This window comes from Flaviflexus sp. (assembly GCF_052087705.1).
GTDB classification, from domain to species: domain Bacteria; phylum Actinomycetota; class Actinomycetes; order Actinomycetales; family Actinomycetaceae; genus Flaviflexus; species Flaviflexus ciconiae.
Genome location: NZ_JBQCYC010000015.1, coordinates 18,471 through 36,369, shown reverse-complemented (window position 1 = coordinate 36,369; position 17,899 = coordinate 18,471). Strand labels below are relative to the sequence as shown.

The following is a 17,899-nucleotide window of genomic DNA, read 5'->3' as shown; positions in this document are numbered from 1 at the left end:
CCCACCTGCCTGTGGCTTAGTCGCGTTATTCGCGGGGCTTTTCCCGCATCTCGAACGTTTCGATGATGTCGCCTTCAGCGATGTCCTTGTGGCCGAGCGTGATACCGCACTCGAAGCCTTCGCGGACCTCGGTGACATCGTCCTTCTCGCGGCGAAGCGAAACGATTTCGAGATTCGGGGTGATGACGACGCCGTCGCGTACCAGGCGCGCATTTGCGCCGCGCTTGATAACACCGGAGAGCACCATCGAACCGGCGATGTTGCCGAATTTGCCGGAACGGAAGATCTGGCGGATCTCCGCGCGGCCGAGCTCGACCTCTTCGTAGATCGGCTTGAGCATGCCCTTGAGAGCACTCTCAACGTCGTCGATCGCGTCGTAGATCACGGAGTAGAACTTCATCTCCACACCCTCGGCGTCGGCGTAGTCGGTGACTCGCTCTGCCGGGCGGACGTTGAAGCCGATGATCACGGCCGAGTCGACCGTGGCAAGGTTGACGTCGTTCTGCGTGATCGCACCGACACCGCGGTGAATGATGTTGAGCGCAACCTCGTCCGAGACCTCGAGCTCCAGCAGGGACGATTCGAGAGCCTCGACGGTTCCCGAGGAGTCGCCCTTGATGATGAGGTTGAGGGTCTCGACCTGGCCGGCCTTGAGTGCCTCGTTGAAGTCCTCAAGGGAGATGCGCTTGCGGCGCTTAGCGAGCGTAGCGGCACGCTTAGCGGTCTCACGCTTGTCGGCGATCTGACGGGCCTGGCGCGAATCCTCTGCCACGAGGAAGCCGTCACCGGCGCTCGGGACCGAGGTAAGGCCAAGGACCTGGACGGGATCCGAAGGACCGGCCTCGTCCACCGTGTTGCCCTTGTCGTCAAACATTGCACGGACGGTGCCGTGGGCGGTGCCCGCAACAATCGAGTCGCCAACGCGGAGCGTACCGGACTCGACAAGAGCCGTGATAAGGGAGCCGCGGCCCGGGTCCAGCTTGGACTCGATCGCAACGCCGCGTGCCGGCTTGTCCGGGTTGGCGGTCAGCTCGAGAGCAGCGTCTGCCGTGAGGAGGACAGCTTCGAGGAGATCGTCAATATTGAGGCGCTGCTTGGCGGAAACGTCGACGAACATCGTGTCGCCGCCGTAATCCTCGGCAACCAGACCGTACTCGGTGAGCTGACCGCGGACCTTGTCCGGGGAAGCTCCCTCGACGTCAATCTTGTTGACGGCGACAACGATCGGAACGCTGGCCGCCTGGGCGTGGTTAAGCGCCTCAACGGTCTGCGGCATTACGCCGTCGTTCGCTGCGACAACAAGGATCGCAATATCGGTAACCTCGGCACCGCGGGCACGCATCTGCGTAAACGCCTCGTGACCGGGTGTATCGATAAAGGTAATCGCGCGGCTTTCGCCCCCGTGATCGACAGCAACCTGGTAGGCGCCGATCCGCTGGGTGATGCCGCCGGCTTCGCCTTCGGCAACGTCCTCGGAACGGATCGCGTCAAGGAGCTTCGTCTTACCGTGGTCGACGTGGCCCATGACCGTGACGACCGGCGGACGCGGACGCATATCCTCATCGTCTTCGGCGGCCTCTTCGGCCTCGAGGTCAATGTTGAACTGCTCGAGAATCTCGCGATCCTCGTCCTCGGCGGACAGGATCTGGATGTCGTAACCGAGTTCAGCACCGAGCAACTTGAACGTGTCCGCGTCGAGCGACTGGTTAGCTGTCACCATCTCGCCCATCGTGATCATGACGGTCACGAGTGCTGCGGGATCGACGTTAATCTTCTCGGCGAAGTCAGCAAGGGATGCGCCTGCGCGGATCCGGACAACGGTTGAACCGTCGCCGCGGGGAACGCGGACACCGCCCACCATGGGAGCATTCTGCTGCTCGTACTCTTGACGCTTCGCGCGCTTCGACTTCCGTCCCCTACCGGGACGGCCGCCGCCACGACCGAATGCACCAGCGGTACCACCGCGCTGCGGGCGACCCCTGTTCGGGCCACCTCCGGGTCCGCCTGCGCCGGGTGCTCCGCCACGACCGCCACCGGGACGACCGCCGCGACCACCGCGGCCGCCGCCCTTCGACTGGTCCGCAAGTGCGGAGTGGCCGGGCATCATGGCCGGCGAGGGACGAGGTCCGCCCCTGTTCGCGCCACCTGCGCCCGGACGGGGACGTGACCCACCCTGGCCACCCTGGCCTCCGCCAGCCTTGTTGCCGCCGCCGGGGCGGGGCATTCCCTGACTCGACGAGAACGGGTTGTTACCGGGACGGGGACCGCCCTTGCCGCCGCCGGAGCGGGGCATTCCCTGACTCGACGAGAACGGGTTGTTACCGGGGCGAGGACCGCCCTTACCGCCGCGCTGCTGGCGCTGGTCGCCGCCGCGCTGCTGACCGCCCGGCTTGGGGCCGGGCTTCGGAGCTGCGGGACGGGGGCCGGGCTTCGCGGATGCTACCGGGGTTGCCTGCGCGGGACCCGGTTTCGGTGCTGGCGCCGCAGGCTTGGGGGCAGGTGCTACCGGCTTGGGAGCCGGAGCCGATGCCTTCGGTTCCGCCTTCTCCTGTGCGGGAGTGGCGGGAGTTGTCTTGGGGCCGGGCTTGGGCGCGGCCGGCTTCGGTGTCTGCTTGGTCTGTGCAGGCTTCGCGGCAGGCTCCGTCTTCGGGCTCTGCGCGGGTCCCGGCTTGGGTGCGGCGGGACGGGACTGCGCCTTAGGTGCAGCCTTCTTGGCCTCGGGCTTTTCTTCAGCCTTCGGCGCATTCGCCTCGTAATGCTCGCGAGCCTTCCTCTCAACGGGAGGCTCGAGCGTCGAGGACGCTGATTTAACAAACTCGCCGGCTTCGGACAGGTAGGCAAGCAGTTCCTTGCTCTGGATTCCTAGTTCCTTGGCGAGTTGGTGGACGCGGACTTTGGCCACATTTCTCCTTTGTGTGGGGTCCGCGCAGGTGCGACAGACCCGTTATTGCTGGCAGCTCATCGCTGGGTACTCATCGGGCGCCCATCGGCTCTCTACCCGCTTTCTTCGTCGCTTCTTGTTTCTCGGCTCCGGTTGAGCCTAAGTCGAACCGGGCCTCAGCCTCGGTCGTGTCCGTGATCTGCGTACGCAGGTGACGGTTAAACGACCGGGTCACAAGGGCCTTGTTCAGGCATGCGCGGCGACGATGCAGCCACGCGCCTCGCCCGGGGAGAGTCGCGTCCGTGTCAACAACAAGCTTTCCTTGCTGCGCCACAAAACGGACCAGGGCGGACCGCGGTTCCCGCTGCCGGCAGGCGATGCACGTGCGCTGAGGTGTATGAGTCAACACAGTGTCCATCTGCTAGGCGGCGTAAACCATCCGCCATTCTATCAATTCGCGGCCACAAACCAACTGTTTCGGCCACGTGGTGGGTGATCTCTCAATTCTCCGTGTCGTCAGACTCGTCGAAATCGTCGTCGTACTCGGCTGAGTCATCGAGTTCAGCGGCTGCCGCGGCCTCTTCAGCCCGGCGAGCTGCGGCTGCTTCGGCGCGTGCCGCCGCCATTTCCGATTCCTTACGGATATCGATTGACCAGCCGGTCAGCTTTGCGGCGAGGCGTACATTCTGCGCTTCCTTGCCGATGGCGAGCGATGCCTGGTCGTCGGGAACGACCGCGCGGGACTGGCGAGCATCCGCGTTGAGGATGTCGACCTGGGTGACGCGTGCGGGCGACAGGGAGGCCCCGATGAACAGAGCGGGATCGTCGTCGTAGTCGACGATGTCGATCTTCTCTCCACCAAGCTCCTCCATGACGGCGCGGACGCGCTGTCCGTGCTGTCCGATACAGGCACCCTTGGCGTTGATCGACTCGTCGGCGCTCCACACGGCAAGCTTGGTCCGGTGGCCAGCCTCGCGAGCAAGGGCAACGATCTCAACATCTCCGCCCTCGATCTCGGGAACCTCGGCCTCGAAGAGGCGGCGGACCAGCTCCGGGTGGGAGCGGGACAGGCGGACGGTGGCACCGCGGTGACCAACGGACACATCGGTGACGTAGGCGCGGAGCCGGTCACCGTGGCGGAAACGTTCGGTGGGAACCTGCTCGTCCTTGCGGAGGATCGCCTCGTGCTCACCGACGTTGACGTAAATATCTTCGGGGTTGGAGCGAGGCGGGGCCGCCTGCACAACGCCGGAAACGATGGTCCCCTGCTTGCCCTTGAAGGAGCCAAGGACGCGGTCTGCCTCGGCATCGCGCAGACGCTGCGCAATGATCGAACGCGCGGTTGAAGTCGCGATGCGCCCAAAGTCGTTCGGGGTGTCGTCAAACTCGCCGGCGGGCTCACCATCGTCATCAAACTCGACGGCCCAGACGGTTGCCTTGCCGGAGGTGCGGTCAAGCTCAACTCGGGCCTGCCCGATTGCTCCCGGGACACGGTGGTAGGCGTGCAGAAGTGCATCCTCGATTGCGCCGACCAGAACGTCGACACTAATTCCGAGCTCGGATTCGACGATCCGCAGCTCGCTCATCTGAATATCCACGGGGGCTCCTAGAGTTCGACGTCCACACGAGCATTGACCACGTCGGAGATTGCGATCTCCTGGGTATGCCCGTTATTGCTGATCGCCAGTGTATCGCCTTCGACCGACTCAAGACGCCCCGTAACCTCGCCATCGGCAGTGGTAAGGATGACTTTGCGGCCTTCCGCACGTCGGAAGTGGCGCGGCTCGGTGAGCTTACGTGTTGCTCCGGGGGTGGAAACCTCGAGAACATACTGTCCCGCGGGAGCGTCCGGGCTTTCATCGAGGGTCTCGGAGATGACGCGAGAGACGTCGGTGAGCTGATCGGAGTCCACTCCCCCGGGACCATCTGCCAGGTCAACGGTTACGCGCAGGAGAGTGCGCTTACCGGCGGGCTTGAGTTCAACTTGCTCCAGGAAGAGCCCGGCACCGGCAACTGCCGGTGCCAGCACCTCGTGGATCTTTTCGACGTCTTTCATGTGTCCTAGCGTACCTGCATCCACCAACTCCCTCTGCACCTGGACACGGATTCCACTACGCCACTGGCTGATCGATACCCTGTGGCACTATGGATATATGACACGTCGCACGGGCCTTTCGACCCCAGGATTCGCGCTCTCAATCGCCATTGGTATCGCTATCTTTATCCTGGCCATGGTCGTTGTCGGAACCCGAATCGACACCGGCCCACCCGAGCTACCTACCCCCGGGGCCGACGAGGTTCATCGACAGGAAGCCGCCGACTCGTACTATCTTCTTGCCGAAGCAAGCGATGAAGCGGCCGCGGGCGACACCGAATCCGATCCCTCAGAACTAGCATCGGTCGCCTCCGACCACCTTGATGCTGTCGGTGGTCTTTGGGTGCCGTGGCCCGACGGGGCACCGGACGGTGCCGAAAACCCACCCCCGCCCACTGCCACGACGGATGACCTGACGGTACTTCTCGAGGACGCCATCACCGCGACTCAGGCCGCGCTGGAAAGCGGCGATCCATCGGACTCACCGCTCTACGCTTCGATTCTTATCCGCCTCCAAGTCGCCCACGACGATATTGCGACCGCCCCCGAAGGAGAGGAACCAACAGGCGGTATTTCGGCCGAGCCGCTAACCTCCGCCCAGGTGGCCGAGCTCGCCTCCGAGACGAGTCTCGTTGAACTGGATCGCGCCCGGCAGTGGCTGGAAGCAGCCACCCCTCACCTTGAAGCCCCGGACCGTGCACTCGCGCGGATCGCCGACCTGAACGACTACACGAGCGAGATCTTGGACGCGGGCATGGAAGACATCCGCGAGCCGTTCGTTCCTCTGCCCGACTGGTTCTTGGAAGACCCCAGTGCACAGACGGCGGCACAGCTGGAAGAGGATGCTTACCGCCTTGTTGCTAGGGAACTGTTCTCCTACATCCCGACCGCCACAATGTCGATGAACTCGCAAATTGCTGTGACGTCCCTCGAATTCTTAACCCCATCAATGCGTGCGGAGATGGGATCCTTCCCGCTCCTTGAGGTAGCTCCCTAGGCGAAGTGCGGAGCACAGCCCGAAATAGGTCCCCATCTTCTGATGCAAGTTAATCTGAACCGGAAGAACGTTCAAAACGAAGGTTCGCCCATGACGCTAAGAATCATCCTTGACTGCGATCCCGGGCATGACGATGCCGTGGCAATGCTGCTCGCGGCAGGCAACCCCCATGTCGAGATTGCGGCAATCACCACCGTGGGTGGCAACCAGACTCTGGAGAAGGTCACCCGCAACGCCCTTGGCATTGCCACCCTGGCTGGAATCAGTGCACCGATAGCTGCGGGATGTGCCACTCCCCTGGTGCGTGACCTTGTCACCTCACCCGAGATTCACGGCGAGTCCGGGCTCGACGGGGTCACCTTGCCAGAGCCGGCCATGGAGCTCGACCGCAGGCACGCCGTCGACGTCATGATCGATGTGGTCATGTCCGCGGAGCCAGGCACGATCACTCTTGTTCCGACGGGGCCGCTCACGAATATTGCCATGGCCATGCGCAAACAACCCGAAATCATTGGCCGCGTGAGAGAAGTGAGCCTCATGGGTGGTGGCATGAATCTCGGCAACGCCACGACCGCAGCTGAGTTCAACATTCTTGTCGATCCCGAATCTGCCAACCTCGTCTTCGCTGCGCCATGGCAGGTAACCATGGTGGGCCTGGACGTCACCCACAACGCTCAGGCCACCCCCGATGTCGTTGACCGCTTCCGAGAACTCGGCACCCCGATCGGCAACTTCGTCGTTGATCTCATGGCGTTCTTCATCGAATCGAACAAATTAGAACAGCGGTTCACAGCACCGCCCGTTCACGACCCGGTAGCACTGGCCAGGGTTATTGATCCCAGCATTGTCGATACGCTCAACGCCAAGATCGTTGTCGAGACTGAAGGCACGTACACCACCGGCATGACTCTCGTAGAGCGCAGGCCCTGGATCAACCACGTTTCCACCACGCACGTGGCAACGGGCCTTGATGTCGCAAAGTTCTGGGACCTTGTTATCGACTCAATTGGGCGGCTCTAGTGCTTCAGCTCAACAGAACTGCTGACTCTCAGCAAACGCTTGAGATCATATGATTCCAGCCCAGGACGCCCTGGAACACCAGTGCTTTCTCGACAGCATTGCATCCCATGCCTTATTGCATCCCATGCCTTATTGCATCCCATGCCTTATTGCATCCCATGCCTTCACCAGAATGGTGGGTAAACACCCAGAATGGTTTCGTGCCCAGTGACCTTGTTGCTTTACAGCGTGGAGCCCGCACAAAACGTGCGGGCTCCACGGGATTGCCGAAAGGGCTACTGATGTTTAACTCAGAAGGCGGAAAGTCCAGCATCTACGGGGACGAGTGCGCCGTAGATGTGGTGGGCTTCGTCGACGGACAGCCAGAGCGCCGCACGGGCGATCTCGATCGGCTCACCGTAGGGAACGGGAACGTTTCCGGTCGCCATGCCCAACCACTTCATGCCTTCCTCGTGGTACTCGCCACCCGAGTTCTCCGCGATGTTTGTGTTCACACCGCCGGGGTTGATCGCATTGCAGCGGATTCCCTTATCCGCATAGCCTGCCGCAACGCTGAACGTCAGCCCCATGAGTCCGTGCTTAGCGGCGGAGTAGGAGGGGCCGTGGTTACCGCGGTACGCAGCGTCGGAGCCAACGTTGATGATGACACCGGATTCCTTCGGAAGCATCATCTCAACAGCCTTCTGGGACAGGAGGAAGGGAACCTTGAGATCAAGGTCGATAACCATGTCCCACCGCTCTTCTGTCGTGTCTAGAAGCGGATAGCAGAGGTCGTTAATTCCCGCGATATTCGCAAGAATATCGAGCTTGCCCTCCCTCTCCTTCACAAGGTTGAAGAGGTTTTCAATGTCGTCATTATCGAGCAGGTCAGCAACGACAGGAATAACATTCGGATTGTCTTCCCACTTCTTCAGTGCATCCGACTTGATATCCACGCCGTAGACCGTTGCGCCTTCTTCAGCAAAGAGCTTGGTTGTTGCCTCTCCCATGCCGTTGCCTGCACCGGTAATGATTGCAACCTTGCCATCGAGTCTCCCAGCAAGTTAACCCCATCCTTACTGTTTAATTACAGTTTCTCTGTAATTAATAACCAGAATATTAGGTTTACCTAAGAACGTGTCAGGACTTAGTTCCTTGACTCTCTTGGACTATTAAAATCCCCCTCTTAATCACCTTTTACTGGCCTTGTCGACGCGCAAAATCTCGGTGAATGCGTGGGGCACGACAAGGGGGCCGTTCATCTTCTCGATTCATCGCCCCCTTGCCTCCTACCGATCAGCTGTAAAGCTGGCTATCAGTGCAGTTCCGCCTCTCGATCACGTGGTTCCGGAGAGATCAGGAATGAAGGTGACGATGTCGGGCACCAAGATCAGGATTGCGACAACGACAATGTCGGCAATGATGAACGGGAAGATTCCACGGAAGGTTTCACCGAGCCGAGCTTGAGGCACGGTCCCAACGTAGACAAACGCATTCATGCCGACAGGCGGCGTTATAAGCGCCATTTCCGCAACCTTAACGATAAGGATTCCGATCCAGATTGCATCGAATCCATATCCGGTGAGGATGGGATGAAGGAGCGGTGCAGCAATGAGGATCATTGACGTGCCGTCCAGGAACATCCCGAGTGGGATGATCATGAGCAGGCAGAGGACAAGAACCAGGTACGGCGATACATCAGCCGAAACCACCGCGTCGACGAGCGCCGTTGAGGCGCCCGAGAGGGCAAGGAAGTACGTGAAGACCCCGGCTCCGACCATGAGCAGGAACGTCATGGAGGTCAGCCCGATGGACTCAACCAGGGAGTCCTTAAGACCGGTCAGGAACTTCGACTTCTGGCTCCGGATGAACAAGATAATCAGGGCAGCTGTCGCACCGAAGGAGGCAGCCTCCGTTGGTGTTGCCACACCGAGATAGATCGTTCCAATCGAGACTGCGAAGATGACGATGAGGTAGGCAAAACCCATGCCATCCATCTTGATCTTCTTCGCCTCTTCAGCCGCGGCCCGCTCTCTTTCAATGAGTGAGTTGGCCGTGCCTGCTGTACGTCTCCGCTCCCTCGTCACAAGACCCATAATCGTCATTCCGTAAATGAGGATTGTGAGAATACCGGGAGCAATACCGGCAAGAAGGAGCCTGCCAATCGATTCCTCCGTGATAATGCCGTACAGGACGAGGATGATCGACGGTGGGATAAGAACACCGAGCGTACCGCCCGCGCACACAACACCGGCGGCAAGCTTGATCGAATGCCCTGCCTTGAGAATCGCCTCGGTCGATACCTTGGCGAGAGTTGCGACCGTTGCTACGGACGAACCGGTGACCGCCGCAAACATGCCAGATCCGGCGAGCGAGGACAGTGCAGCTCCTCCCGGGAGCTTGCGGAGCACTCTGGAGGCTACGTCGAAGCCCGCCTGGGCAAGTCCCGCTTTAACGGCTAGGACACCCATGAAAATGAACAGCGGAATGATGATAAGCGAATAGTCGGCCGCCGTTGAGAACGGCGCATTCGCTCCGGTTGAGACTGCGGCATCTGTCGAACGCAGCATGACGACACCCAGAAGTCCCGCCAGCATCAGTGCGAAGGCAACGTGAAGCCTAATCGCGAGAAGAACGAAGAAGAGAATAAGGACGGCGACGAGAGCGCCAACACTTGCACCGGTCATTTCTTCTCCTCCGTCCTATGGGCAACGACCGTATCCGTAATGTCGTCGGCATCATCAATGGCTTGCTGAACGGCGAGCAACTGGTCGTCTTCGACGACCTTCCCTTCTTTCATGTCAAGGAATTCGTTGATGGCGTTCCAGATCGCCACAACAAAGAACAGCACGAATGAAACAAGGAGAATCCCCTTCATTGGCCATGTTGCGAGCCGTAGAATTCCGCTGGTTGTTTCGCCGCGTTCAAAGGCGGACGTGAGAACACCGAGGAGGCCCCAAGAGATCACGATGCCGGTGAGGGTAATAAGCACGGTTCGCACACCTGCGAGAATGAGGCGAACTACGGGCGGCAGATATGCCTCCACCAGTTCAACGGAGACATGACGATTGTGGATCTCGGCCGCCGCCAAGCCCAGGAACGCAATAGCAACCATGAGAAGCGTTGAGATCTCGACCGTTCCAAGGATTGAGCTGTCTGCAAATGCTCGGCCTCCGACGTCGGCAACGGTCAGGAGCATAAGGAAAACAAGTAGAGCGCCAGCGACAATGACGAGCGTTTCGGCCAACAGGACGAGTGGGCGTGGAATTGTTCTCATTGCGATCCCTCCATGCATGCATTGAGCGGTGCCGAGTAGTCCGAGAGCGGCTCTTCTTCGGCAATGATTCGTTCAAAGTCATCGAGGACGCCTTGCGCATCGTACCCGCGCTCCTCGAATTCCGTGACCCAGTCTTGATCGAGTGTGAGATCTCCGCGCCAGTCCTCGACGTCAGCATCTTCGAATGCCGAGAACTCGGTGCCGGCCTCCCTCAGTTCTGTACAGGCCGCGGCGCCCGCCGCATCCATTTCTTCCGTGCCGTACTGAAGGCTGTTCGCAGACGCTTCGTCAATAGCCTGCTGGTATTCCTCGGGCATGGATTCATACAGGTCCTGGTTGATGACAACAATCGAGCTACCGGCAACGCCGATTCCCGGGTCGACCACATAATCGGTGGAACGCGTCAGGCCAAACGCAGGGAGGTTCGGTAGCGAAATCGACGTGTATCCCTGGACGATCCCGCGTTCCAGCGACTCGTAAATATCGTTAGCTCCCATCGCAACAGGGTTCGCCCCGCGTGCCAGAATCACCTGAGAAGTGAGACCACCGGCGCGAATAGAGCGCCCTTCGAGATCCTCTGGTGTGGCAGCTGGTGAGCTCAGCCCGATCATCATGCTGCCGAGGGGAAGCGGGTACATGAGCTTGACGCCCTGACGTTCGAAGTCCTCTCGGTAGGTCTCCGATTCTTCGTACAGTCGCATGATCGAATGCATGTGAACTTCAGGGTTCTTCGTTTTGAAAGGAAGATCAACAACGGTGTACATCGACAGGTCGGATGCTGCATAGATGGAACCCACCTGAGCGATATCGACCCGACCATCGAGGGTGGCTTGAAGTGCATCCTCAGCACCGATCAGGCTACCCGAGTAATGGAAGATCACTTCCACCTCACCGTTAGTTGCCTCCTCAACATCTGCGGCCCAACGCTGAACAACCTTCGACTGGTCAGACGTCGGACTGGAGTACGTCGCGTAATGGAGCGTGTACTCTGCACCGGAGTCGGAACATGCGGCAACGGTGCCGAGCGTAAGCAGTGCCGCTAGGCCACCAACAAGTTTGTTCTTTCGCATCATCACGACTCACCCTTGTCCACGCGGTATCGCCTCGCCACAAGCGCAGGATTGGTTTGCCGAGCAGATTCAAGTCGCTCTTTAGAAATCTCTGCGGTCACGATCCCCTGCGTTTCACCAATCTGGGCGAGCGCCACTCCCATGGGGTCAATAATTGCGCTTTGGCCAACTCCTGCCGGGCCGCTCTGATCCGCCGCAACCACGTAGGCCGTGTTCTCAATCGCTCGGGCCCGGATAAGCGTGTTCCAGTGATACTCCTTTTGAGGGCCGGGAACCCATTCGGCCGGCAGAGCAAGAACTGTTGCCCCGGCATCAATCAGGAGCCTGCTGACCTCGGGGAATCTCAGGTCGTAGCAGGTCTGCATTCCGACCGTAAAGCCATCAACCTCAAAGGTATCGCCGTTGCCCGGCTCCGCGGGAATCACGTGCGAGGATTCTTTGTATCCGAAAGCGTCGTAGAGATGAACCTTCCGGTAAACGGCGACGGTCTCTCCCCCGTCGATACCGACGAGCGTGTTGTGGATCCGTTTTCCGTCCGCCGTCTCGTTCATTCCAGCAACAATTGCGATCTTCAGTTCCGTGGAGAGCTCTTGGAGCCGCCGAATGCTCGGACCATCGACAGATTCTGCGGCATCAACAAACTCCTGTCCCATGACCGGGGCGGTGTAGATCGCAAATTCGGGAAGAACTGCTAGGCGCACGCCTTCTGCCGAGGCGGCTCTCAGATGGTGTTCAATAGCGTCGAGATTCTCGCCCTTGTTCTTGCCGGGGCTGAACTGGACAACTGCTGCCTTAATGGTCACGAACCATTCCTTTCCACAATCTGCTCGAACTCACTCTTTACCTTGGCGAAGCCACTGTAGAGAACGCTGTACTCCATTGCGAGCCCGACGATGGCCGCGCCTTCGCGAACAGCAATATCCTGTTCTTTTGCGGACCATGCCGGGAAAATCCACGGCTTACCCGCCGCATTAGCGGCCCGAGCCGCACGAAGAATGTCCTCGACCTCTGCGTCATTCGCCGTGTAGATTCCGCCTTCGCGCCGAAGTGCCAGGTCCGTTGGGCCCACAAAGATGCCATCAACAGTGTCAAGAGCAAGAATCTCTTCGACGTCTTCGAGGGCGCCAGCATCTTCAATCATCGGGTAACACTTTGTTGACCGATCCATCTCGGCCACCCCTTCATCCGTGTACGCCACGTAGGCAGCAGTCCTGCCACCTGCGAGGCTCCGATCACCGAGCGGCGGGAACTTGGCGAACGCAGTGACCCGCATTGCGTGTTCAACCGACTCAACGTGGGGAATCACTACCGCATCTGCACCGAAGTCCAAGGCCTGCTGGATCGGTTCCCGTTCCGGTCCAAGAACCTTGACGATTGCTCGCAAGCCGTTCGCCTTGATGTACGAGACCATCCAGTCAAGAGAACGAAGTTCAAACAGTCCGTGTTCGACGTCGAGAATCACCCCATCGAAACCAGTTAGTTTCGCGATGTCGACTTTGGCAGTCGAGGGTTCTGAAAGCCAGACGCATTGCTCTGGAATTGCCATGGTGCTCCTTTGCTCCAGTGGGGACGTTAGCCCAGTCACAACAGTGTAGACGTACTGTATACACAGTGTGTACTGAATGTAAACACGGTGAACTACACTGCTTATATGATGACTTCTTCCGACTCCGGCCGCGGCACCACCGGCAGGCCTTCCGCAGGCGAGCATGCTTACAGCTGTATTCGGGATGCGATTCTCAAAGGAGAGTTCAAGGAAGGCGACTTTCTCGACGAAGTAGAGCTTGCACACTTTGTAGGAACGTCGCGCACTCCGGTTCGAGAAGCACTTAAACGCCTTGCTGCGGAAAAGTTCGTTGATATCCTCCCCCGCCGTGGCACCCAAGTACACATCATTAGCCCTACGGAACTCGAGGAGGGATTTACCGCCCGATATGTCTTCGAGTCATTCGCTATCGGCGAGCTCGTTGATCAAAATATTGACCCAACAGTCCTGTCGGACGCTCACCTCGTTGATCACGAAGCCGCCGGACGTGAGCAACGCTGGTATGACGTTGTTGTCGCTGACCAGAGATTCCACTCCAGTCTCGTCAGCCAAGCGGGTAACTCGATTATTACCGAGCTGCACGAATCGCTCTTGAGAAGACAGTTCCGCATGGGAGTACGTACCGTCTCGTCTATGCCTCAACGGATCGATCTTATTAACGCTCAGCACCGGGAGATTCTCGAATCCATTCGAGCAGGCGACAAGGCGCGAGCACTCTCCGTCCTTCAGGCACACCTGCTAGACATCCCCGGTATCTCCAGCAACTCTTACTCCTGAGACGGCCAGTAGTCGAAGTTGGATCATGCCAGCTCGTAAACTACGCACTTAACGTGTACGTGGGCCCGAATTAGTTCGGGCCCACAAACCACTCATGCACGAGTTTTAATAGTCAATTTATTCTCAGTCGATAATTGCCACTGCTCGCACGCGGTCACTCTCCGTGCGCTTCCAGGTCAGCCTTGAGAAGTTCAGCAGCGCGCTCTACGGCTTCCTCGACGGGCACCTCGGTGGATTCACCGGTCACTCGGTTGCGGATCTCGACCTTGCCTTCGGCGAGGCCGCGCCCAACGACAAGACCGTAGGGAACGCCGAGTAGCTCGTAATCCTTGAACTTGACGCCGGCGGATACCTTTGCACGGTCGTCGTAGATGACTTCGAAGCCAGCCTTTGTCAGCTCACCCGACAGTGACTCGGCGGTTTCAAAGATCTCTGCACCCTTGCCGGTGGCGAGCACGTGGATGTGGGCGGGCGCGATATTGATCGGCCATGCCAAACCGAGGTCGTCGTGGTTCTTCTCCGCCAGTGCTGCGAGCACGCGGGTGACACCAAGGCCGTAGGAGCCCATGGTGACAACCTGGGACTTGCCGTTCTCGTCAAGAACCTTGAGATCGAGCGCCTCGGCGTACTTGCGACCAAGCTGGAAAATGTGGCCGACTTCGATGCCGCGAGCAAGTTCGAGAGGTCCCGAACCGTCGGGGGCGGGATCGCCCTCGCGAATCTCCACGGCCTCAATGGTTCCATCCGCTTCGAAGTCGCGTCCATAGACGAGGTTGAAGACGTGCTTCTCGTTCTCGTTCGCACCGGTCACCCAAGCTGAGCCGCGTGCAATCCGGGGATCAACAAGGAAGCGGACCGAGCCCGAGATGTTTCCATCTTCGTCGACCACGCGGTTGGGTGAGTTCGGTCCAATAACCTCGGGACCGATGTAGCCGGGAACGAGCTCGGGGTGGTTCTTGAGATCCTCGGGTCCCGCCACGTCCACCTCGGCAGGCGCTAGCGCCGCCTCGACGCGCTTGAGGTCGACATCGCGGTCGCCGGGAAGTGCCACAACGATAACTTCCTTTTCACCGCCGGGATGGCTGAGCGCGAGGACAACGTTCTTCAGCGTGTCCTTGGCCTCCCAGGGAGTGTCCCGGGGCAGCAACTTGTTGGCGACGTCGACGAGGGCCTCGATCGTGGTCGACTCGGGTGTTTCGTATACCTGGGCCGCGGGAACGTCGGAGAAGTCGACATCTTCGGCCTGGGTCGTGGTCACGGCTTCTGCGTTGGCAGCGTAGCCGGAGGCAGCGCGTACGAACGTGTCCTCACCGATTTCAGTGGGGTGAAGGAACTCTTCGGAGCGGGAACCACCCATGGCTCCGGACATCGCGGAGCAGATGACGTAGTCGAGTCCGAGACGGTTGAAGATCTTCTCGTACGCGTCCCTCATCGTCTGGTACTGAACATCCAGCCCCTCATCGTGAACATCGAAGGAGTATGCGTCCTTCATGATGAACTCGCGGCCACGGATCAGGCCCGCACGGGGACGTGCCTCGTCGCGGTACTTCGTCTGAATCTGGTAGATGTTCAGCGGCAGGTCCTTGTACGAGGAGTAGAGGTCCTTCACCAGCAGGGTGAACATCTCTTCGTGCGTCGGAGCCAGAAGGTAGTCGTTGTCGCGACGGTCCTTGAGACGGAACAGGTTGGGGCCGTACTCGGTCCACCTGTTTGATGCCTCGTAGGGTTCGCGCGGCAGGAGTGCCGGGAAGTGCACTTCCTGCGCTCCCGTTGCATTCATCTCGTCGCGCACGATCTTCTCGACCTTGCGGAGCACCCGCAGGCCCAGCGGTAGCCAGGAGTAGATGCCGGGGGCGGCACGGCGGATATAGCCGGCGCGTACGAGTAGCTGGTGCGATGGGACCTCCGCGTCAGCGGGGTTCTCGCGCAGGGTCCGGACAAAGAGATTCGACATTTTCAGCACGTGGTCAGCTTACCGAATCTTTGCCCTTTACCCCGCTTTCTCACATGCCTTGAGTACCGAACAACAGAATCTTGATCGCGGACGGTCAGAATCTAGCGGTCAGATGATGGAGGAGCAATCGTCAATTTCCTATAGAAGGATTGTTGCGTACTCGCCAACCTGGTGGAATCCGACCTTGTCGTAGACCCTTAGTGCGGCGTGATTGTAGGAGTTGACGTACAGGGACACGGTCGGGGCGACGCGCTTGCGCACCAGTTCTACAACCGCCGCCATGGCTCCCGTAGCGATTCCCGTTCCCCGTAGATCGGGTGCCGTCCACACGCCCTGGATTTGGGCGACGCCGTTGTAGCTAGCGCCAATATCTGCCTTGAATTCAACGCGTTCGGTCCCGTCGGGGCCGATTCCGGTGCGGATAAAGGTATTGCCGAGCCTGCAAAGTTCATACACTCTCGACACGTAGCCGGGTCCGTACTGGGTCGGGTCGTAGCCGACTTCTTCGGTAAACATGGCAACGGCCGCGGGCGAAACCATCGGAGCATCAGCCAGTTCGGCCGGGCGGACTCGCGGATCAGGTGCAACGCGAAGGTCACCCGCCACAAGGGAAGGCTGGCTGGCACGCACCTCGGCTTCTACCCGCCAGTCGTGCCGGAGCATTTCCCATAAATCCAAGACTTCGGCTGAGTCCCCCACGATCGAGGAGCATTCTCTCGGCCTGCGCAGAATAAAGTCCGCGTAGAGAATCCGGTCGTCATGACTGGTCCCAACCGGCACCAGGTTCGCCCCGTACCAAACGGTCGAAGACAGCTCCCCGTTATCAACTATGCCGAGCATGCGGGAGGAGCCAAGCCCCATGGAGTCAGCGTGCACCGCTGCCAGCACAGAGCCGACCGGGTCTTTGGCGAGATGGTCGTGTACCGCCTTGCGATATCGGCCCGGCAACCGCATAACGCGGCGACCAGATGATCCCCAAAACATCAGACGATAACGTCCGGTGTCATACCTTCGGCGGACTCGAGGCCGAGCTCTTCGGCAACCGCACGAGCCCTGGTAATAAGGGCCTCAACGATCTCGTCCTCGGGAACGGTCTCGACAACCTTGCCCTTGACGAAAATCTGTCCCTTGCCATTACCGGAGGCAACACCAAGGTCAGCTTCGCGCGCCTCACCCGGGCCGTTCACAACGCAACCCATAACGGCCACGCGGAGCGGGAAGGTGACGTCCTTCAGACCCTCGGTTACCTTCTCGGCAAGCGTGTAAACATCAACCTGGGCGCGACCGCACGAGGGGCAGGAAACAATCTCAAGCTGCTTGGGCCGCAGTCCAAGGGAACGAAGGATCTGCTCCCCCACCTTGATCTCCTCAACCGGAGGAGCTGACAGCGAAACACGAATAGTGTCACCAATACCCTGGGCAAGGAGAGCACCAAACGCAACCGAGGACTTGATCGTGCCCTGGAAGGCAGGACCTGCCTCGGTGACCCCGAGGTGCAGTGGCCACTCACCTGCCTCGGACAGCAGTTCGTAGGCTCGGACCATGATGACGGGATCATGGTGCTTAACGGAGATCGCGAAGTCGTAGAAGCCCGCCTCCTCAAAAAGGTGCGCCTCGTTAACAGCAGACTCGACCATCGCCTCGGGCGTAGCCTTCCCGTACTTCTTGAGTAGGCGCGGATCGAGAGAGCCTGCGTTCACGCCGATTCTCATCGCCGTCCCGTTGAGGTTCGCGGCCTTGGCGATTTCGGGAATCTGATCATCGAACTTCTTGATGTTGCCCGGGTTAACCCGGACTCCCATACCAGCATCAATAGCTGCGAACACATAGCGTGGCTGGAAATGAATATCGGCGACGACCGGGATCGTGGACTGCTGGGCAATAACCTTGAGGGCTTCAGCATCCTTATCGGTCGGGCAGGCAACGCGAACAATGTCGCAACCCGATGCCGTCAGCTCAGCAATCTGCTGCAGCGTGGCACCAATATCGTGCGTCTTTGTTGTCGTCATCGACTGCACCGAGATCGGGGCATCACCGCCCACGTAGACGTCACCCACCTTGATCCTGCGGGTCTTCTTCCTCGGGGAGAGCACGGCCGGCTCCTCGTGGACACCAGGCATTCCAAGCGATATTGGTTCAGTCACCGCTCCATTATGTCACCGACCGCCTAGAGTTTCTCCCCTTTACCGAGACGCCCTATTGCCGACCCGAAGGGACTGTTGTGATCTACTCGTTTGAGGGCCATCCACAGCTACTCTCTATCGAATTTGATCCGTTCCGCAATGATCAAAAATTTGCGAGCT

16 protein-coding genes are annotated in these 17,899 nt (G+C 59.6%); 3 read left to right on the top strand and 13 right to left on the bottom strand.

The window, feature by feature from the left end; all coding sequences use genetic code 11:
• Positions 1-25: 25 nt before the first annotated feature.
• From infB to rimP, 4 genes are all read right to left on the bottom strand, one after another.
• Positions 26-2,902 carry a translation initiation factor IF-2 gene (infB, locus tag ACTHUY_RS08625; RefSeq protein WP_441678486.1) on the bottom strand — a complete coding sequence of 959 codons (2,877 nt, stop codon included), beginning with the start codon at positions 2,900-2,902 and terminating at the stop codon, positions 26-28.
• 70 nt (positions 2,903-2,972) lie between these two features.
• Positions 2,973-3,299 (bottom strand): YlxR family protein, encoded by a 327-nt coding sequence (locus tag ACTHUY_RS08620; protein WP_126702978.1) that lies wholly within the window; start codon positions 3,297-3,299, stop codon positions 2,973-2,975.
• 82 nt (positions 3,300-3,381) lie between these two features.
• Positions 3,382-4,479: a transcription termination factor NusA gene (nusA, locus tag ACTHUY_RS08615; protein WP_441655384.1), complete on the bottom strand. Its 1,098-nt coding sequence runs from the start codon at positions 4,477-4,479 to the stop codon at positions 3,382-3,384.
• An 8-nt stretch (positions 4,480-4,487) separates the two neighbouring features.
• Complete coding sequence (gene rimP, locus ACTHUY_RS08610) at positions 4,488-4,937, bottom strand: ribosome maturation factor RimP (RefSeq protein WP_126702976.1); 450 nt, start codon at positions 4,935-4,937, stop codon at positions 4,488-4,490.
• A 97-nt stretch (positions 4,938-5,034) separates the two neighbouring features.
• Here rimP and ACTHUY_RS08605 point away from each other — a divergent pair, with 97 nt between their 5' ends.
• Positions 5,035-5,973 carry a hypothetical protein gene (locus tag ACTHUY_RS08605; protein ID WP_441678484.1) on the top strand — a complete coding sequence of 313 codons (939 nt, stop codon included), beginning with the start codon at positions 5,035-5,037 and terminating at the stop codon, positions 5,971-5,973.
• A gap of 90 nt (positions 5,974-6,063) precedes the next feature.
• Positions 6,064-6,993, top strand: coding sequence for a nucleoside hydrolase (locus ACTHUY_RS08600; protein ID WP_441675379.1), 930 nt, complete (start codon positions 6,064-6,066; stop codon positions 6,991-6,993).
• 290 nt (positions 6,994-7,283) lie between these two features.
• Here the strand turns inward: ACTHUY_RS08600 and ACTHUY_RS08595 are convergent, their stop codons facing one another.
• The 6 genes from ACTHUY_RS08595 to ACTHUY_RS08570 all read right to left on the bottom strand — a co-directional run bounded on the left by ACTHUY_RS08595 (position 7,284) and on the right by ACTHUY_RS08570 (position 12,865).
• On the bottom strand, positions 7,284-8,003 hold the full coding sequence (locus ACTHUY_RS08595) for an SDR family NAD(P)-dependent oxidoreductase (protein WP_441678509.1): 720 nt from the start codon (positions 8,001-8,003) through the stop codon (positions 7,284-7,286).
• Between the two features lie 306 nt (positions 8,004-8,309).
• Complete coding sequence (locus ACTHUY_RS08590; RefSeq protein WP_126702972.1) at positions 8,310-9,659, bottom strand: TRAP transporter large permease; 1,350 nt, start codon at positions 9,657-9,659, stop codon at positions 8,310-8,312.
• Positions 9,656-10,249, bottom strand: a complete 594-nt coding sequence (locus ACTHUY_RS08585; protein ID WP_126702971.1) for a TRAP transporter small permease subunit — start codon at positions 10,247-10,249, stop codon at positions 9,656-9,658. The genes ACTHUY_RS08590 and ACTHUY_RS08585 overlap by 4 nt, the downstream gene beginning before the upstream one ends.
• Positions 10,246-11,322 (bottom strand): C4-dicarboxylate TRAP transporter substrate-binding protein, encoded by a 1,077-nt coding sequence (locus ACTHUY_RS08580; RefSeq protein WP_441655235.1) that lies wholly within the window; start codon positions 11,320-11,322, stop codon positions 10,246-10,248. Before ACTHUY_RS08580 ends, ACTHUY_RS08585 begins: the two co-directional genes overlap by 4 nt.
• Positions 11,322-12,122 carry a carbon-nitrogen hydrolase family protein gene (locus tag ACTHUY_RS08575; RefSeq protein ID WP_441655236.1) on the bottom strand — a complete coding sequence of 267 codons (801 nt, stop codon included), beginning with the start codon at positions 12,120-12,122 and terminating at the stop codon, positions 11,322-11,324. The genes ACTHUY_RS08580 and ACTHUY_RS08575 overlap by 1 nt, the downstream gene beginning before the upstream one ends.
• Positions 12,119-12,865, bottom strand: coding sequence for an HpcH/HpaI aldolase family protein (locus ACTHUY_RS08570; RefSeq protein WP_441655237.1), 747 nt, complete (start codon positions 12,863-12,865; stop codon positions 12,119-12,121). Before ACTHUY_RS08570 ends, ACTHUY_RS08575 begins: the two co-directional genes overlap by 4 nt.
• A 105-nt stretch (positions 12,866-12,970) precedes the next feature.
• On the opposite strand from ACTHUY_RS08570, the gene ACTHUY_RS08565 reads away from it, so the two are divergent.
• The gene (locus tag ACTHUY_RS08565; RefSeq protein ID WP_441655238.1) at positions 12,971-13,642 is read left to right on the top strand and encodes a GntR family transcriptional regulator; all 672 of its coding nucleotides are present in this window, start codon (positions 12,971-12,973) and stop codon (positions 13,640-13,642) included.
• Between the two features lie 154 nt (positions 13,643-13,796).
• On the opposite strand, the gene ACTHUY_RS08560 is transcribed toward ACTHUY_RS08565, so the two are convergent.
• From ACTHUY_RS08560 to ispG, 3 genes are all read right to left on the bottom strand, one after another.
• Positions 13,797-15,596: a proline--tRNA ligase gene (locus tag ACTHUY_RS08560; RefSeq protein ID WP_441675417.1), complete on the bottom strand. Its 1,800-nt coding sequence runs from the start codon at positions 15,594-15,596 to the stop codon at positions 13,797-13,799.
• A gap of 138 nt (positions 15,597-15,734) precedes the next feature.
• Positions 15,735-16,580, bottom strand: a complete 846-nt coding sequence (locus tag ACTHUY_RS08555) for a GNAT family N-acetyltransferase (RefSeq protein WP_126702966.1) — start codon at positions 16,578-16,580, stop codon at positions 15,735-15,737.
• A complete protein-coding gene (gene ispG, locus ACTHUY_RS08550) occupies positions 16,580-17,716 on the bottom strand; it encodes a flavodoxin-dependent (E)-4-hydroxy-3-methylbut-2-enyl-diphosphate synthase (RefSeq protein ID WP_441675419.1) in 1,137 nt (378 codons plus the stop codon). Before ispG ends, ACTHUY_RS08555 begins: the two co-directional genes overlap by 1 nt.
• Between the last annotated feature and the right edge of the window lie 183 nt (positions 17,717-17,899).